The organism is Actinotalea ferrariae CF5-4 (assembly GCF_000603945.1).
Taxonomy (GTDB): Bacteria; Actinomycetota; Actinomycetes; order Actinomycetales; family Cellulomonadaceae; genus Actinotalea; species Actinotalea ferrariae.
Map to the genome: position 1 here is coordinate 1 of NZ_AXCW01000121.1, position 13,699 is coordinate 13,699.

General features: G+C 73.9%; 13 protein-coding genes. 9 read left to right on the forward strand and 4 right to left on the reverse strand.

Annotated features, from left to right (window positions below):
- Positions 1 to 135: 135 nt before the first annotated feature.
- Genes N866_RS11515 through N866_RS11525 form a run of 3 tightly spaced genes read right to left on the reverse strand, consistent with a single transcriptional unit; the run spans position 136 to position 1,593 of the window.
- Positions 136 to 309 (reverse strand): CsbD family protein, encoded by a 174-nt coding sequence (locus N866_RS11515; RefSeq protein WP_034226471.1) that lies wholly within the window; start codon positions 307 to 309, stop codon positions 136 to 138.
- 36 nt (positions 310 to 345) lie between these two features.
- Positions 346 to 648 (reverse strand): hypothetical protein, encoded by a 303-nt coding sequence (locus tag N866_RS11520; RefSeq protein ID WP_034226472.1) that lies wholly within the window; start codon positions 646 to 648, stop codon positions 346 to 348.
- Positions 649 to 699: 51 nt separating this feature from the next.
- Positions 700 to 1,593, reverse strand: coding sequence for a UbiA family prenyltransferase (locus N866_RS11525; RefSeq protein WP_081802583.1), 894 nt, complete (start codon positions 1,591 to 1,593; stop codon positions 700 to 702).
- A 114-nt stretch (positions 1,594 to 1,707) separates the two neighbouring features.
- Here N866_RS11525 and N866_RS11530 point away from each other — a divergent pair, with 114 nt between their 5' ends.
- Genes N866_RS11530 through N866_RS11540 form a run of 3 tightly spaced genes read left to right on the forward strand, consistent with a single transcriptional unit; the run spans position 1,708 to position 4,407 of the window.
- On the forward strand, positions 1,708 to 2,787 hold the full coding sequence (locus N866_RS11530) for a type III polyketide synthase (protein WP_034226473.1): 1,080 nt from the start codon (positions 1,708 to 1,710) through the stop codon (positions 2,785 to 2,787).
- Positions 2,788 to 2,792: 5 nt separating this feature from the next.
- Positions 2,793 to 3,317, forward strand: a complete 525-nt coding sequence (locus tag N866_RS11535; protein WP_034226481.1) for an isoprenylcysteine carboxyl methyltransferase family protein — start codon at positions 2,793 to 2,795, stop codon at positions 3,315 to 3,317.
- A 10-nt stretch (positions 3,318 to 3,327) separates the two neighbouring features.
- Positions 3,328 to 4,407 (forward strand): NAD(P)/FAD-dependent oxidoreductase, encoded by a 1,080-nt coding sequence (locus N866_RS11540; RefSeq protein ID WP_245612569.1) that lies wholly within the window; start codon positions 3,328 to 3,330, stop codon positions 4,405 to 4,407.
- Positions 4,408 to 4,497: 90 nt separating this feature from the next.
- Here the strand turns inward: N866_RS11540 and N866_RS20940 are convergent, their stop codons facing one another.
- Entirely contained in the window at positions 4,498 to 4,668 is a 171-nt protein-coding gene (locus N866_RS20940; protein WP_155855319.1) for a hypothetical protein, read from the reverse strand.
- 200 nt (positions 4,669 to 4,868) lie between these two features.
- Here N866_RS20940 and sqr point away from each other — a divergent pair, with 200 nt between their 5' ends.
- From sqr to treZ, 6 genes are all read left to right on the forward strand, one after another.
- Positions 4,869 to 6,191: a type III sulfide quinone reductase, selenoprotein subtype gene (gene sqr / locus N866_RS11545; RefSeq protein ID WP_081802584.1), complete on the forward strand. Its 1,323-nt coding sequence runs from the start codon at positions 4,869 to 4,871 to the stop codon at positions 6,189 to 6,191.
- A gap of 5 nt (positions 6,192 to 6,196) precedes the next feature.
- Entirely contained in the window at positions 6,197 to 6,511 is a 315-nt protein-coding gene (locus N866_RS11550; RefSeq protein ID WP_034226474.1) for a TusE/DsrC/DsvC family sulfur relay protein, read from the forward strand.
- A gap of 28 nt (positions 6,512 to 6,539) precedes the next feature.
- Positions 6,540 to 7,043 carry a DsrE/DsrF/DrsH-like family protein gene (locus N866_RS11555; RefSeq protein WP_034226475.1) on the forward strand — a complete coding sequence of 168 codons (504 nt, stop codon included), beginning with the start codon at positions 6,540 to 6,542 and terminating at the stop codon, positions 7,041 to 7,043.
- A gap of 146 nt (positions 7,044 to 7,189) precedes the next feature.
- Positions 7,190 to 9,313 carry a glycogen debranching protein GlgX gene (glgX, locus tag N866_RS11560; protein ID WP_034226476.1) on the forward strand — a complete coding sequence of 708 codons (2,124 nt, stop codon included), beginning with the start codon at positions 7,190 to 7,192 and terminating at the stop codon, positions 9,311 to 9,313.
- Positions 9,310 to 11,823, forward strand: coding sequence for a malto-oligosyltrehalose synthase (gene treY / locus N866_RS11565; protein WP_034226478.1), 2,514 nt, complete (start codon positions 9,310 to 9,312; stop codon positions 11,821 to 11,823). Before glgX ends, treY begins: the two co-directional genes overlap by 4 nt.
- Positions 11,824 to 11,827: 4 nt before the next feature.
- Entirely contained in the window at positions 11,828 to 13,657 is a 1,830-nt protein-coding gene (treZ, locus tag N866_RS11570) for a malto-oligosyltrehalose trehalohydrolase (RefSeq protein WP_052022954.1), read from the forward strand.
- The last annotated feature ends 42 nt before the right edge of the window (positions 13,658 to 13,699 follow it).

The window sequence follows — 13,699 nt, forward strand, 5'->3', positions numbered from 1 at the left end:
GACCGGTGGATCAGGGCTGAGCCGGCCGCCGGACGCAGAGGACCGGAGCACCCCCTGGCGCTCCGGTCCTCTGTCACCGGTAGGCGCACCCACCGGCGGTCGGGGTCTCCCCCGCTTCCTGCGACGTGACGAGGCTCAGCCCTTGAAGGCGTCCTTGACCTTCTCGCCGGCCTGCTTGAGGTTCGCGGCGGTCTGGTCGCCCTTGCCCTCGGCCTCGAGGTCGCGGTCACCGGTCGCCTTGCCGGTGCCCTCCTTGACCTTGCCGCCCAGCTCCTGTGCGCTGTTGCGCATCTTGTCGTCGGTGCCCATGGCTCCTCCTTCGGCTCGTCGAGCGTCCTTCCGAGGCTAGGCCGGGACGGCGCTCCCCGCCTGCTGGGGCGACGGGGAGGGCCCTCCCGTCAGCGCGACGAAGACGACGCCCTCGTCCGTCCCGGACCGTGCTGCCAGGACCCGCGCCAGTGCGGTGAGGGTCGGCAGGAGGTGCTCCCGGGGCACGTCCAGCACGTCGTGGTCCGGGGAGCACGGCACGAGCTCGGCCCAGAAGCACTCCAGCAAGGGGTCCCATCCCCACCGGGACCGCGGCGACCAGCCCGGCAGGTCCAGGCGGCGTGACACCGGGTCGCGGCGCGGGTGCAGGAGCAGGGCCATGGGTCCACTGTCCGACCGACCACCGACACGCGGCGCTCGCAGGCCGCCCGCTCAGGAGACGGCGGCGTCCCCGGAGGCGACCAGGGCCACCACGCACAGCGCGGCGACGACCATCGCGAGGGTGAAGGGGAGCCGGCTCGTCGGCCGCACGAGCCCGACGGACCCCGCCACGGCACCGACGAGCACCGCGGACACCCCGACGAGGACCACCCCGAGGCCCGGGGGGCCGTCCGATGCGAGCACCGCGGTCGCCGCCCCCGCGGCCAGGAGCACCGGCGCCAGGACACCGTCGGCCCGCCGCCCCAGCAGGTGCGGGAGGCCCCGCACGCCGGTCGCCGCGTCGTCGTCGAGGTCGGGGAGGACGTTGGCGAGGTGCGCCCCGACGCCGAGGAGCGCCCCGACGACCACGACCCAGGCCGCGGGGCGGGCGGCACCCGGCAGCGCGAGGACGACGAACGCCGGGAGCGCGCCGAACGCGGCCGCGTACGGCGCCCAGGACCACGGGGTCGACTTCAGGCGTGCGTTGTAGAGCCATCCCGACACGACCACCACGAGGTGGGCCGCACCGGCCGCCGGCCCCAGGACGAACGGCAGGACCCCACCGGCGAGGCCTGCCCCCACCGCGGCACCGCGCAGCGTGCCCACCCCGACCAGGCCCCGGACGACCGGCTTGTCGCGGCGCCCGACGGCCAGGTCCCGCGGGGCGTCGATCCAGTCGTTGGACCAGCCGATCGACAGCTGTCCCAGCAGCACGGACAGCACGACGACGACCAGCGTCCACGCGGGCGCGCCGACGGCTGCCGCGACGGCACCGGAGAGCGCGGTGACGACCACGGTCGGGCCGGTGTGGCAGGCGAGGGCGAGGCCCAGGACGGTCCGGCGCAGGTCGGAGGCGGAACCGGACCCCTCCCGCGGTGCGGGTCCACCCCGCGTGGTCGTGCTCATCCGCCCATCCTCCCCCGTCGGCCCGGCCCTCCCCGCCGGCCCGTGACCTGGCACGGCGCTGGCAGCGGCGGCCCAGCCGGAGACGGATGACCACCAGCGTGACACGATGCCGCAATGTCCCATGTGATCTCGGTCGCACCGGCCCTGCCGGGGCCGCCCTGGCCCCAGGAGCAGATCACTGGGGCCATCGCCCCCCTGCTCGCGCCCGACGCGACCGGGCGGGCCCTGCTCGAGAAGGTGCACCGCAACAGCGGCGTGACCACCCGGCACCTCGCCCTCGAGCCGGCCGACTACGCCGACCTCGGTGACTTCGGTGCGACCAGCACGCTCTTCCGGACGCTCGGGACGGACCTGGCCGAGCGCGCCGCACGCGAGGCGCTCGAGGCCGCCGGCATCGCCGCCGACGAGGTCGACCACGTGCTGTTCACGTCGGTGACCGGTGTGTCCGCCCCCTCGGTGGACGCCCTCCTCGTGGGCCGCCTGGGACTGCGGTCGGACGTGCGGAGGTTGCCGTCGTTCGGCCTCGGCTGCGTCGCCGGTGCCGCGGGGCTCGCCCGGGTCCACGACTACCTCGTGGGTCACCCGGGCGACGTCGCCCTGCTCGTCTGCCTGGAGCTGTGCTCCCTGACGGTCCAGCGGGACGACCGGTCCCGCGCCAACATGGTCGCCAGCGGCCTCTTCGGTGACGGCGCGGCCGCCGCCGTCGTCGTCGGTGACGCCCATCCGGCCGTGACCCGCACCGGGCGGGGTCCGGAGGTCGTCGCCAGCCGGAGCCGGCTCTACCCGGGGACCGAGGACGTCCTGGGCTGGGACGTCGGTGCGGCGGGCTTCCGCATCGTGCTGTCCCCCCGACTCCCCGCGCTCGTGGAGGAGGGCCTGGCGGCCGACGCGGACGCCCTGCTGGCCGCGCACGGCCTGAAGACGGGCGACGTGACGACCTGGGTGGTCCACGCCGGCGGTCCCCGGATCATCGACGCCGTGCAGACGGCGCTCGGGCTGCCGGACGAGGCGGTCCGCACGAGCCGGGCATCCCTCGCCGCGGTCGGGAACCTCTCCTCCGCCTCCGTCCTCGACGTGCTCCGGCGCACGATGGACGGCCCCGAGCCGGAGCCCGGTTCGCCCGGCATGGTCTTCGCGTTCGGCCCCGGCGTGAGCGCCGAGCTGGTGCTGCTGCGCTGGCCCGGGACGCGGTGACCGGCATGCTGGCCCTCTACCTCGCCGTGGTCGCCGCCACGGCCGTGGAACGACTCGCCGAGCTGGTCGTCTCCGCCCGCAACGCCCGCTGGTCGTTCGCCCGCGGCGGCATCGAGAGCGGCCGCGGGCACTTCCCGGCCATGGTCGCGCTGCACACCGCGCTGCTGGCGGCCTGCGTCGCGGAGGTCGTCCTCGCCGACCGGCCCTTCCTGCCCTGGCTCGGCTGGCCCATGCTGGCCCTCGTCGTGGCGAGCCAGGGCCTGCGCTGGTGGTGCATCACGACGCTCGGGCCGCGCTGGAACACCCGGGTGATCGTCGTGCCCGGCCTCCCCCTCGTCGACCGCGGGCCCTACCGGTGGTTCCGGCACCCCAACTACGTCGCCGTCGTCATGGAGGGGATCGCCCTGCCGCTCGTCCACACGGCATGGGTGACCGCCCTCGCGTTCACGGTGCTCAACGCGGTGCTGCTGTGGCGCTTCCGGATCCCCGCCGAGGAGCGCGCACTCCGGCGCGCCCTCGCGACCGTGTGACGGGCCCGGAGTGCCGACCCTGAGGACCGACACCGACGTGCTCGTCGTCGGCGGCGGACCGGTCGGTCTCGCAGCGGCGATCGAGTGCCGCCGTGCCGGGCTGGACGTCGTCGTCGTGGAGCCCAGGGACGGCGCGGTCGACAAGGCGTGCGGGGAGGGCCTCATGCCCGGGGCCCTGGCCCTGCTGCGGTCGTGGGACGTCGAGCCGGACGGTCACGTGCTCGCCGGGATCAGCTACCGGCAGGGACGACGTCGCGCCGACCACCGGTTCCGCGGCCCCGCGGGCCGGGGGGTGCGGCGCACGACCCTGCACGCGGCCCTCGCCGAGCGCGCGGCGGACCTGGACGCGCACGTCCTCCCGGGACGGGTCACGGCCCTGCGCACCCGCCCTGACGGTGCCGTCGCGGCGACCGTGACGCGCGGCGCCGGCCAGGTCGGGGCGCCGGTCCCCGAGGAGGTCACCGCGCGGTGGCTGCTGGCCTGCGACGGCCTGCACTCCCCCGTCCGGCGGATGCTCGGGCTGGAGGAGACCGCCGGTCCCGACCGCCGGCGGCGGTTCGGGCTGCGCCGGCACTACCGCCTCCCGCCGTGGGGCGACATGGTCGAGGTCCACTGGTCGCCGACGGCGGAGGCCTACGTCACGCCGGTGGCGGACGACCTCGTCGGCGTGGCGGTCCTCGGGCCGCGGGGCACCGACCTCGACGCGGTCCTGGCCGACCTCCCGGAGCTGACCGCCCGGCTGGACGGAGCCCCGCACGACGGCCCCGTGCGCGGGGCCGGACCGCTGCGGCAGCGCACGCGGCGGCGGAGCCTCGGCCCCGTACGGCTCGTCGGGGACGCGTCGGGCTACGTCGACGCCCTCACCGGCGAGGGGCTGCGCGTCGGGTTCGCCCAGGCGCGCGCAGCGGTCGCCACGCTCGACGACCCGGAGGCGTACGAGCGCGCCTGGCGTGCGGCGACCCGGGACTACCGGGTCCTGACGTCCGGCCTGGTGCTCGCTGCGACGTCGCCGCTGCGGCGCGCCGTCGTCCCCGCGGCGCAGGGCCTGCCCCGCGTGTACGGCTCCGTCGTCGAGCGGCTCGCCCGCTGAGGAATCGCCGCCCCGCCTGCCGGTGGGCGACGGGCTGACCGACGAGCGCGGACGGGGCTCCGCCTGCGGCCGCGGCGCCGGGGCGCTGGGTCAGTCCTGGGTCTCGTCGCGCGGGTTCAGCATGTCGGGGTCGGCGTCGGGGTCGCCCTCGGACGGACCGCCGGAGGCCTTCGAGCCGGTGCGCGGCTGGAGGTTCTCCGGGTCCGCGTCGGGATCCTTCGCGGGGTCGTAGGGCTGCTCGGACGGTGTCTTCTCGCTCATGGGGCCACCGTCGCACCGGTCCGCGGTACCCGCATCCCGGCCGTGCCGGGCCGCTCACCGAGAGCCTGGCGTCATACCCACAGGGGTATTCGGACCTTCGTCCCTGTCCCCTGACGGCACGCGTTCCTAACGTCAGCGGTAGGGCGGTGCCGCCGTCCTCCGTCCGCCTCCGGACGGAACGCCGAGCACCAGGAGTCACGATGAGAAGGCTGGTCGTCCTCGGCGCCGGTACCGCCGGGACCATGGTGGTCAACCGGCTGCGCCCGCGCCTGCCCCGGCACGAGTGGCAGGTGACGGTCGTCGAGCAGTCGGACACGCTCCACTACCAGCCGGGCTACCTCTTCCTGCCGTTCGGCTCCATCCGTCCCAAGGACGTGACCAAGCCCGTCCGGGCCACCGTCCGCCCGGGCGTCGACCTCGTCCACGGCACGATCGACCGCGTCGACCGGGACCGCCGGACGGTCCTGCTGGAGGGCGGCCGGGAGCTGCCCTACGACTACCTCGTCGTCGCGACCGGGACGTCGCCGCGGCCGGCCGAGACCCCCGGGCTCGAGGAGGCGTTGGCCGGCGGCGACGTCCACGAGTTCTTCACCTACTCCGGCGCCCTGCGCCTCGCGGCGCGGCTGGCCGACTGGCGCGGCGGCCGCCTCGTCGTGCACGTGGCCGAGATGCCCATCAAGTGCCCCGTCGCCCCCCTCGAGTTCGCCTTCCTGGCGGACGCGTTCTTCCGGGAGCACGGGCTCCGGGACGACGTCGACCTCACCTACGCCACGCCGCTTCCCGGGGCGTTCACCAAGCCGGTGTCCGCGGAGCGCCTCGGCGCGATGCTGACGGAGCGGCGGATCGCGCTCGAGCCGGACTTCGTCGTGGAGAGCGTGGACGGCGAGGCCCACGTCCTCCGGTCCTTCGACGACCGGGAGATCCCGTACGACCTCCTGGTGACGATCCCCGTCAACATGGGGGCGGACTTCGTGGCCCGCAGCGGCCTGGGGGACGAGCTCAACTACGTGCGCGTGGACAAGCAGACGCTCCTGTCCGTCGACGACGACCGGATCTTCGCCGTCGGGGACGCCGCGAACACCCCGGCGTCCAAGGCCGGCTCGGTCGCGCACTTCCAGGTGGACGGGTTCACGGAGAACTTCCTGGCGCACGTCGAGGGACGGCCCATGACCGACCTCTTCGACGGTCACGCCAACTGCTTCATCGAGTCCGGCGCCGGCAAGGCCCTGCTCATCGACTTCAACTACGAGACCGAGCCCCTGCCGGGGACCTATCCCCTGCCCAAGGTGGGCCCGATGCGGCTGCTGCGTGAGAGCCGCGGCAACCACCTCGGCAAGCTCGCCTTCCGGCACCTGTACTGGCACGTGCTGCTCCCCGGCCGGCGCATGCCCGTCCCCGCCCACATGTCGATGGCCGGCAAGGAGGTGCCCGGCAGCGGCGCGAGCCCCGTCGGCACGACCCCCGTCGCCGCCGCAGCGACCCCCACCCCCGTCGGCATCGCGCCGAGCTTCGGAGAGGACTGACGACCATGCCTGTGACCACCATCGACGGCCGCGAGGTGCACGTCGACGCCGAGGGTTTCCTGACCGACCCGTCCGAGTGGGACGAGGGCCTCGGCAAGACCCTCGCCGCCGCCATCGGCATCGACCTCTCCGACGAGCACTGGAAGGTCATCCGCTTCCTGCGCGAGGACTTCGCGACCCAGGGCGAGACCGCCACGACGCGTCGCGTCCAGACGGTCGGCGGCTTCCCCACCAAGCAGCAGTTCGAGCTGTTCCCCAAGAAGCCCGCGAAGAAGATGGCCTACGTCGCCGGGCTGCCCAAGCCGCGCGGCTGCGTCTGACGCGGGTCGACCCCAGAGAGGACGCACCATGACCGACGCACCGATCGTCCCGTCGTTCGACGACGAGGCCTCCGAGGGCCGCAAGCTCGCGATCATCTGCTCCAAGGGCAACCTGGACATGGCCTACCCCGGCCTGATCCTCGCGAACGCCGCCCTCGGCGAGGGTGTGGAGACGCACCTGTTCTTCACGTTCTGGGGCTTCGACATGATCACGAAGTCGCGGATGCACGACCTGAAGTTCACCCCGGTGGGCAACACGGCGACGCACATGCCGCAGGGGCTGACCCCCATGCCGGGCATGACGGCGATGGCGACGCGTCAGATGAAGAAGACCATCGCCGACCTCGGGGTGCCCGACGTGCCGGAGTTCCTGGAGCAGATCGTGGCCGCCGGCGGCCACCTGTGGGCCTGCCGGATGAGCGCCGACATGAACCGGCTCACCGAGGCGGACCTGTACGACGAGGTCGAGGCGATCATCAGCGCGAGCGACTTCATCGAGCTGACGGAGGGTGCGCAGCTGCTGTTCATCTGAGCGCCTGACGACGCGCGCGCGGGTCGGCCGGGACCCCTTACGGCCCCGGCCGTCCTTCCGCGCGCCCTGGCGGGCGTGATCATCGGCACAGGGGCGAACCGGGCGCAAGGTGAGCAGATCGCTCAGGTGCCTGGCACTCTTGGCGCATGCAGACCTGGCCCGGCAGGCCCTATCCCCTCGGCGCGACCTTCGACGGAACGGGCACCAACTTCGCTGTCTTCTCGGAGGTCGCCGAGCGCGTCGAGCTCTGCCTCATCGCCGACGACGGGACGGAGGAACGGGTCGACCTGCCCGAGGTCGACGCCTTCGTCTGGCACGGCTACCTGCCGACGGTGCAGCCGGGCCAGCGGTACGGGTTCCGCGTCCACGGGCCCTACGACCCGGCCGCCGGCCACCGCTGCAACCCCGCCAAGCTCCTCCTGGACCCGTACGCGAAGGCGATCGACGGGCAGGTGGACGGCGACCCCTCGCTCTTCTCCTACGACTTCGGCGACCCGGAGTCGTTCAACGCCGAGGACTCGCTGGGCCACACCATGACCTCGGTGGTCATCAACCCGTTCTTCGACTGGGGCCACGACCGGCCACCGCTGCACGAGTACCACGAGAGCGTGGTCTACGAGGCGCACGTCAAGGGCCTGACCATGCGCCACCCGGGCATCCCGGAGGAGCAGCGGGGCACGTACGCGGGCATGGCGCACCCGGCGATCATCGACCACCTGCGCGAGCTCGGGATCACGGCGATCGAGCTCATGCCCGTCCACCAGTTCGTCAACGACCCGACCCTGCAGGACAAGGGGCTGTCGAACTACTGGGGCTACAACACGATCGGCTTCTTCGCCCCGCACAACGGCTACGCGTCGTCCGCGACGCCCGGCCAGCAGGTGCAGGAGTTCAAGCAGATGGTGAAGGCGCTGCACGAGGCGGACATCGAGGTCATCCTCGACGTCGTCTACAACCACACGGCCGAGGGGAACCACCTCGGCCCGACGCTCTCCTTCCGTGGCATCGACAACGCGGCGTACTACCGCCTCGTGGACGAGGACAAGCGGCACTACTACGACACGACGGGCACGGGGAACTCGCTCCTCATGCGGCACCCGCACGTGCTCCAGCTGCTCATGGACTCGCTGCGCTACTGGGTCAACGAGATGCACGTCGACGGCTTCCGGTTCGACCTCGCCTCGACGCTCGCCCGTCAGTTCCACGAGGTCGACCGGCTCTCCGCCTTCTTCGACCTGGTGCAGCAGGACCCGGTCGTCTCCCAGGTGAAGCTCATCGCCGAGCCGTGGGACGTCGGCGAGGGCGGGTACCAGGTCGGCGGCTTCCCCCCGCTGTGGAGCGAGTGGAACGGCAAGTACCGCGACACCGTGCGGGACTACTGGCGCGGCGAGCCGGCGACGCTGGCGGAGTTCGCGAGCCGCCTGTCCGGCTCCTCGGACCTGTACGAGCACACGGGCCGCAAGCCGATCGCGTCGATCAACTTCGTCACGGCCCACGACGGCTTCACGATGCGCGACCTCGTCTCGTACAACGACAAGCACAACGAGGCCAACGGCGAGGGCAACGCCGACGGCGAGAGCCACAACCGGTCCTGGAACTGCGGCGTCGAGGGGCCGACGACCGACGAGACGGTGGAGGCGCTGCGCTGGCGTCAGATGCGCAACTTCCTCATCACGCTGCTCACGTCGCAGGGCGTCCCGATGCTCTCCCACGGCGACGAGATCGGTCGCTCCCAGGACGGCAACAACAACGGGTACTGCCAGGACAACGAGACGACCTGGATGGACTGGGACCTGGACGCGGAGGAGCAGGCGCACCTGCAGTTCACGCGCCGGATCATCCACCTGCGCCGGGACCACCCCGTCCTGCGCCGCCGCCGGTTCTTCGCCGGGAACGTCCAGCACGGGGGCGAGTCCGGCCTCAAGGACATCGCCTGGTTCACGACCGCGGGGACCAAGATGTCGGACGAGGACTGGCAGGCGGGCTACGCCAAGGCACTCATGGTCTTCCTCAACGGGGAGGCCATCGACGAGCCGGACGTCCGCGGCGAGCGGGTCACCGACGACAGCTTCCTCATGCTCTACAACGCCGCCCCCGAGACGGTGCGCTTCACGATCCCGCGGCGCAAGTACGGCACCGTGTGGACGTGCGTCCTCGACACGGACCACAACCTCGAGGTCGGGGACGACGTCAAGGCAGGTGACACGCTCGACGTGACCGGACGGTCCGTCGTGGTGCTGGAGCGTCCTGCGACCGGCGGAGCGGCATGACGGACGTGCGCCCGGGCCCCGCGCGGCGTCGACCGCCGCAGGGGCGCCCCGTCCCGGTCTCCACCTACCGCCTCCAGCTCAACGCCGACTTCACCTTCGACGACGCCGCGGCCCAGGTGCCGTACGTCGCCCGCCTCGGAGCGACGCACCTGTACCTCTCCCCCGTCCTGACCGCGGCGCCGGGCAGCACGCACGGGTACGACGTCGTCGACCACGACGCCATCTCGGCCGCCCTCGGCGGGGAGGACGGCCTGCGCCGGCTGCACGCCGCGGCCCGGGAGCACGGCCTCGGCCTCGTCGTGGACGTCGTGCCGAACCACATGGCGGTGCCCACGCCCGTGTGGCACAACCACGCGCTGTGGTCGGTGCTCGCGCACGGACCGGAGTCCCCGTTCGCGGCGTGGTTCGACGTGGACTGGAGCGCCGGCGACGGCGCGCTCCTCATGCCCGTCCTCGGTCGCCGCCTGGGCGCGGTCCTGGCCGCCGACGAGCTCTCGCTGGACACCGCCGTCGTCCCGGGCAGCGCCGAGCCGCAGCCCGTCCTGCGCTACTGGGACCACGTGTTCCCCGTCCGGCCCGGAACCGAGAGCCTTCCCCTGGCGGAGCTGGTCGACCGGCAGCACTACCGGCTCGCCTACTGGCGCGTGGCGAACGAGGAGCTGAACTACCGGCGGTTCTTCGACGTCGGGACGCTGGCCGCCGTCCGGGTCGAGGACCCGGAGGTGTTCGACGCCACGCACCGGCTCCTGGCGGGCCTCGTGGCCGACGGCACCGTCGACGGCCTGCGGATCGACCACCCGGACGGCCTGGCCGACCCGCAGGGCTACCTGGACCGGCTCGCGGCCGCGACCGACGACGCCTGGGTGGTCGTGGAGAAGATCCTCGCCCCGACCGAGGAGCTCCCGGAGGACTGGGCGACGGCCGGCACCACCGGCTACGACGCGATGTGGCGCATCGAGGCGGCCTTCGTCGACCCGGGCGGCGGCGGTGAGCTCGGGGCGGTGATGCACCGCCTCACCGGCGACACGACCGACGCCCTCCCCGGCATGATCGACGAGGCCAAGCGGGAGATCGTCGGCGGGCCGCTCTACGCCGAGGTCGACCGCCTCGCCGGCCTCGCGGCGGACATCTGCCGTGACGACGTGCGACTGCGGGACCACACGCGCCGGTCCCTGCAGGACTGCCTCGTGGAGCTGCTGGTCGCCGCCGACCGCTACCGCTACTACGTCGCCCCCGGCAGGCCGGTCCACCCCGACTCCGCGGCCGCGTTCGCCGAGTGCGTGCAGCGCGCCCGCGGGCACCTGGAGGGCGACCGGCTGGAGACCCTGGACCTGCTGGCCGAGATGCTCCTGGGCCACGAGATCGGCTCCGCCGGGCGGACGCGGGAGCCGCGCCGCGACGAGCTGATCGTGCGCTTCCAGCAGGTGTGCGGCGCGGTCATGGCCAAGGGCGTGGAGGACACCGCCTTCTACCGGTGGACCCACCTGCTGAGCCTGGCCGAGGTGGGCGGGGCGCCCGAGCGCTTCGCCATCAGCCCCGAGGAGCTCCACGCGTTCGCCCTGCGGGCCCAGCAGCACGCGCCCGTCGCGATGACCGGCCTGTCGACCCACGACACGAAGCGCAGCGAGGACGTCCGGTCGCGGCTCGCCGTCCTCTCCGAGCTGCCGGTCGAGTGGTCCGAGCTCGTGGACACCCTGCGTGCCGCCACGGCGGACCTGCGCCCGTCGATCCTCGACGGGCGGACGGAGAACATCCTCTGGCAGACGCTCGCCGGCACCTGGGACGACGACGGCCCGATCGACGCGGACCGCCTCACGGAGTACCTCACGAAGGCCGTGCGGGAGGCGAAGTCCCGCACCACCTGGACCACGCCGGACGAGGCCTACGAGCAGGCCGTGCTGGACCTCGCCCGCCAGGTGCGGGACCTGCCGGCCGTGCACGACGCCTACACCGGGTGGCTGCGCCGCACCGCCCCGGGCGTCCGCGCGACGACGCTCGGCACGAAGCTCGTGCAGCTCACCATGCCGGGCGTCGCCGACGTGTACCAGGGCACCGAGGTGCCGGCGATCGCGCTCGTGGACCCCGACAACCGGCGCCCCGTGGACTACGCCGCCCTGAGCCGGTCCCTCGAGCGGCTCGAGGAGCAGCAGCCCCGCGGCCTCGCGGACGAGAAGCTCCTCGTCACCTCACGCGCGCTGCGGGCCCGACGCCGGCACCCGGAGGCGTTCGTCGGCGAGTCGGCGGGCTACCAGCCGCTGCCGTCGTCGTCGGGCCACGCCCTCGCCTTCGCCCGGACGTCAGCGGGCGAGCCGCAGGTCGTCACGGTGGCGACGCGCCTGGCGCTCGCGCTGGACCGCCTCGGGGGGTGGGGCGACCACACGGTCGCGCTGCCCGAGGGCGCGTGGCACGACGCGCTGAGCGGACGGGAGGTGGCGGGCGGCCTCGTCCCCCTGGCCGAGCTGCTCGGGACCGCCCCGGTGGCCCTGCTGGTCCGCCCCGGGCAGGCTTGACCGGGTGACGACCGACACCACCACGACCCCCGGCCACCGCTCCCAGCAGGGTCGGGCGAGCCGACCTGCCGTCTGGGCACCGTACGCCGCGCGGGTGGACCTCCACCTGCCCGGTGAGCACGGCTCGGGCTCGTGGGAGGACGCTGCCGTGCACCCGATGGCGCCCACGGCGGGCGGCTGGTGGGAGGCCCCGCTCGACCTGCCCGACGGCACCGACTACGGCTTCGCCGTCGACGGCGGCGACGCGCGTCCCGACCCGCGCAGCCCGTGGCAGCCGCACGGCGTGCACGGACCGAGCCGGACGTACGACCCTGCGGCGTACCCCTGGGGCGACGGCGGCTGGGCGGGTCGGGACGTGCGGGGCGCCGTGGTCTACGAGCTCCACGTCGGCACGTTCACGGACGCCGGCACCCTGGGCGCCGCCGTCGAGCACCTCGACGACCTGGTGGCGCTCGGTGTCGACGTCGTCGAGCTCATGCCGGTCGCCGCCTTCCCGGGCGTGCACGGCTGGGGCTACGACGGCGTCGCGCTCTTCGCCGTCCACGACCCGTACGGCGGCCCGGCCGCGCTGCAGCGCTTCGTCGACGCCGCGCACGCCCGTGGCCTGGCTGTGTGCCTCGACGTGGTCCACAACCACCTCGGGCCCTCCGGCAACTACCTCAGCGTCTTCGGACCGTACTTCACCGACCGGCACGAGACGCCCTGGGGCGAGGCGGTGAACCTGGACGGTCCCGACGCCGGGGAGGTGCGCCGCCTCGTCCTGGACAGCGCGCTGCGCTGGCTGCGCGACTTCCACGTCGACGCCCTGCGCCTCGACGCGGTGCACGAGCTCAAGGACGACTCCCCCGTGCACCTCCTGGCGGAGCTGGCCACCGCCGTCGGCGCACTGGCCGAGGAGGTGGGCCGGCCGCTGTCGCTGATCGCCGAGTCCGACCTCAACGACGCGGCGATGGTCACGCCGGTCGCCGAGGGGGGCCTCGGCATGACGGCGCAGTGGGCCGACGACGTGCACCACGCCGTCCACGCGACGATCACCGGCGAGCGCCACGGCTACTACGTGGACTTCGGGCCCCTGGAGGTGCTGGCCACGGTCCTCACGCGGGTGTTCCGCCACGACGGCGGCTACTCCCGGTTCCGCGGACGGGACTGGGGGCGGCCGGTCCCCGCCGGGACGGACGGTCGACGCTTCGTCGTGTTCTCCCAGGACCACGACCAGGTCGGCAACCGGGCGCTGGGCGACCGGCCGTCGGAGCGGGTCGACCCGGGAGGCCTGGCGATCTCGGCCGCGCTGGTCCTGCTGTCCCCGTTCACCCCCATGCTCTTCATGGGCGAGGAGTGGGGCGCCCGGACGCGGTGGCAGTTCTTCACCGACCACGCCGAGCCGGAGCTGGCCGAGGCGATCCGCCGTGGCCGGACGGCGGAGTTCGGCGGGCACGGCTGGGAGGAGGTCTACGGCGGACCCGTGGCGGTCCCGGACCCGCAGGCCGCCTCCACGGTCGCCGCGAGCCGGCTCGACCGCGCCGAGCGGGACCGGCCGGAGCACGCCCGCATGCTGCGCTGGTACTCCGGGCTGATCACGCTACGGCGCGCCGAGCCCGACCTCGCGTCCGGGGACCTGGCCGCCACGAGCACCCGCCACGACGACGGCGGCGCCTGGTTCGTGCTGCACCGGGGGTCCGTCGCCGTCGTCCTCGTGCTCGGGGACGAGCCCGTGACCCTCGACCTGCAGGCCGACGAGGTGCTCGCCGCCTGGGACGGCGCGGACCTGGACGGCGGGCGCGTGACGGTTCCCGGCCGCTCCGTGGCGGTCGTCCGGACGGGGGCCGGGGCGTGAGCCGGCGCGGGGTCGGCCCGGCCCGGGACGCGGCCACGGGCG

What these genes read in the sequence shown, in the direction of transcription:
- N866_RS11515 (WP_034226471.1), bottom strand. Translation starts at nt 309, where the DNA reads ATGGGCACCGACGACAAGATGCGCAACAGCGCACAGGAGCTGGGCGGC.
- N866_RS11520 (WP_034226472.1), bottom strand. Translation starts at nt 648, where the DNA reads ATGGCCCTGCTCCTGCACCCGCGCCGCGACCCGGTGTCACGCCGCCTG.
- N866_RS11525 (WP_081802583.1), bottom strand. Translation starts at nt 1,593, where the DNA reads ATGAGCACGACCACGCGGGGTGGACCCGCACCGCGGGAGGGGTCCGGT.
- N866_RS11530 (WP_034226473.1), top strand. Translation starts at nt 1,708, where the DNA reads ATGTCCCATGTGATCTCGGTCGCACCGGCCCTGCCGGGGCCGCCCTGG.
- N866_RS11535 (WP_034226481.1), top strand. Translation starts at nt 2,793, where the DNA reads ATGCTGGCCCTCTACCTCGCCGTGGTCGCCGCCACGGCCGTGGAACGA.
- N866_RS20940 (WP_155855319.1), bottom strand. Translation starts at nt 4,668, where the DNA reads ATGAGCGAGAAGACACCGTCCGAGCAGCCCTACGACCCCGCGAAGGAT.
- sqr (WP_081802584.1), top strand. Translation starts at nt 4,869, where the DNA reads ATGAGAAGGCTGGTCGTCCTCGGCGCCGGTACCGCCGGGACCATGGTG.
- N866_RS11550 (WP_034226474.1), top strand. Translation starts at nt 6,197, where the DNA reads ATGCCTGTGACCACCATCGACGGCCGCGAGGTGCACGTCGACGCCGAG.
- N866_RS11555 (WP_034226475.1), top strand. Translation starts at nt 6,540, where the DNA reads ATGACCGACGCACCGATCGTCCCGTCGTTCGACGACGAGGCCTCCGAG.
- glgX (WP_034226476.1), top strand. Translation starts at nt 7,190, where the DNA reads ATGCAGACCTGGCCCGGCAGGCCCTATCCCCTCGGCGCGACCTTCGAC.
- treY (WP_034226478.1), top strand. Translation starts at nt 9,310, where the DNA reads ATGACGGACGTGCGCCCGGGCCCCGCGCGGCGTCGACCGCCGCAGGGG.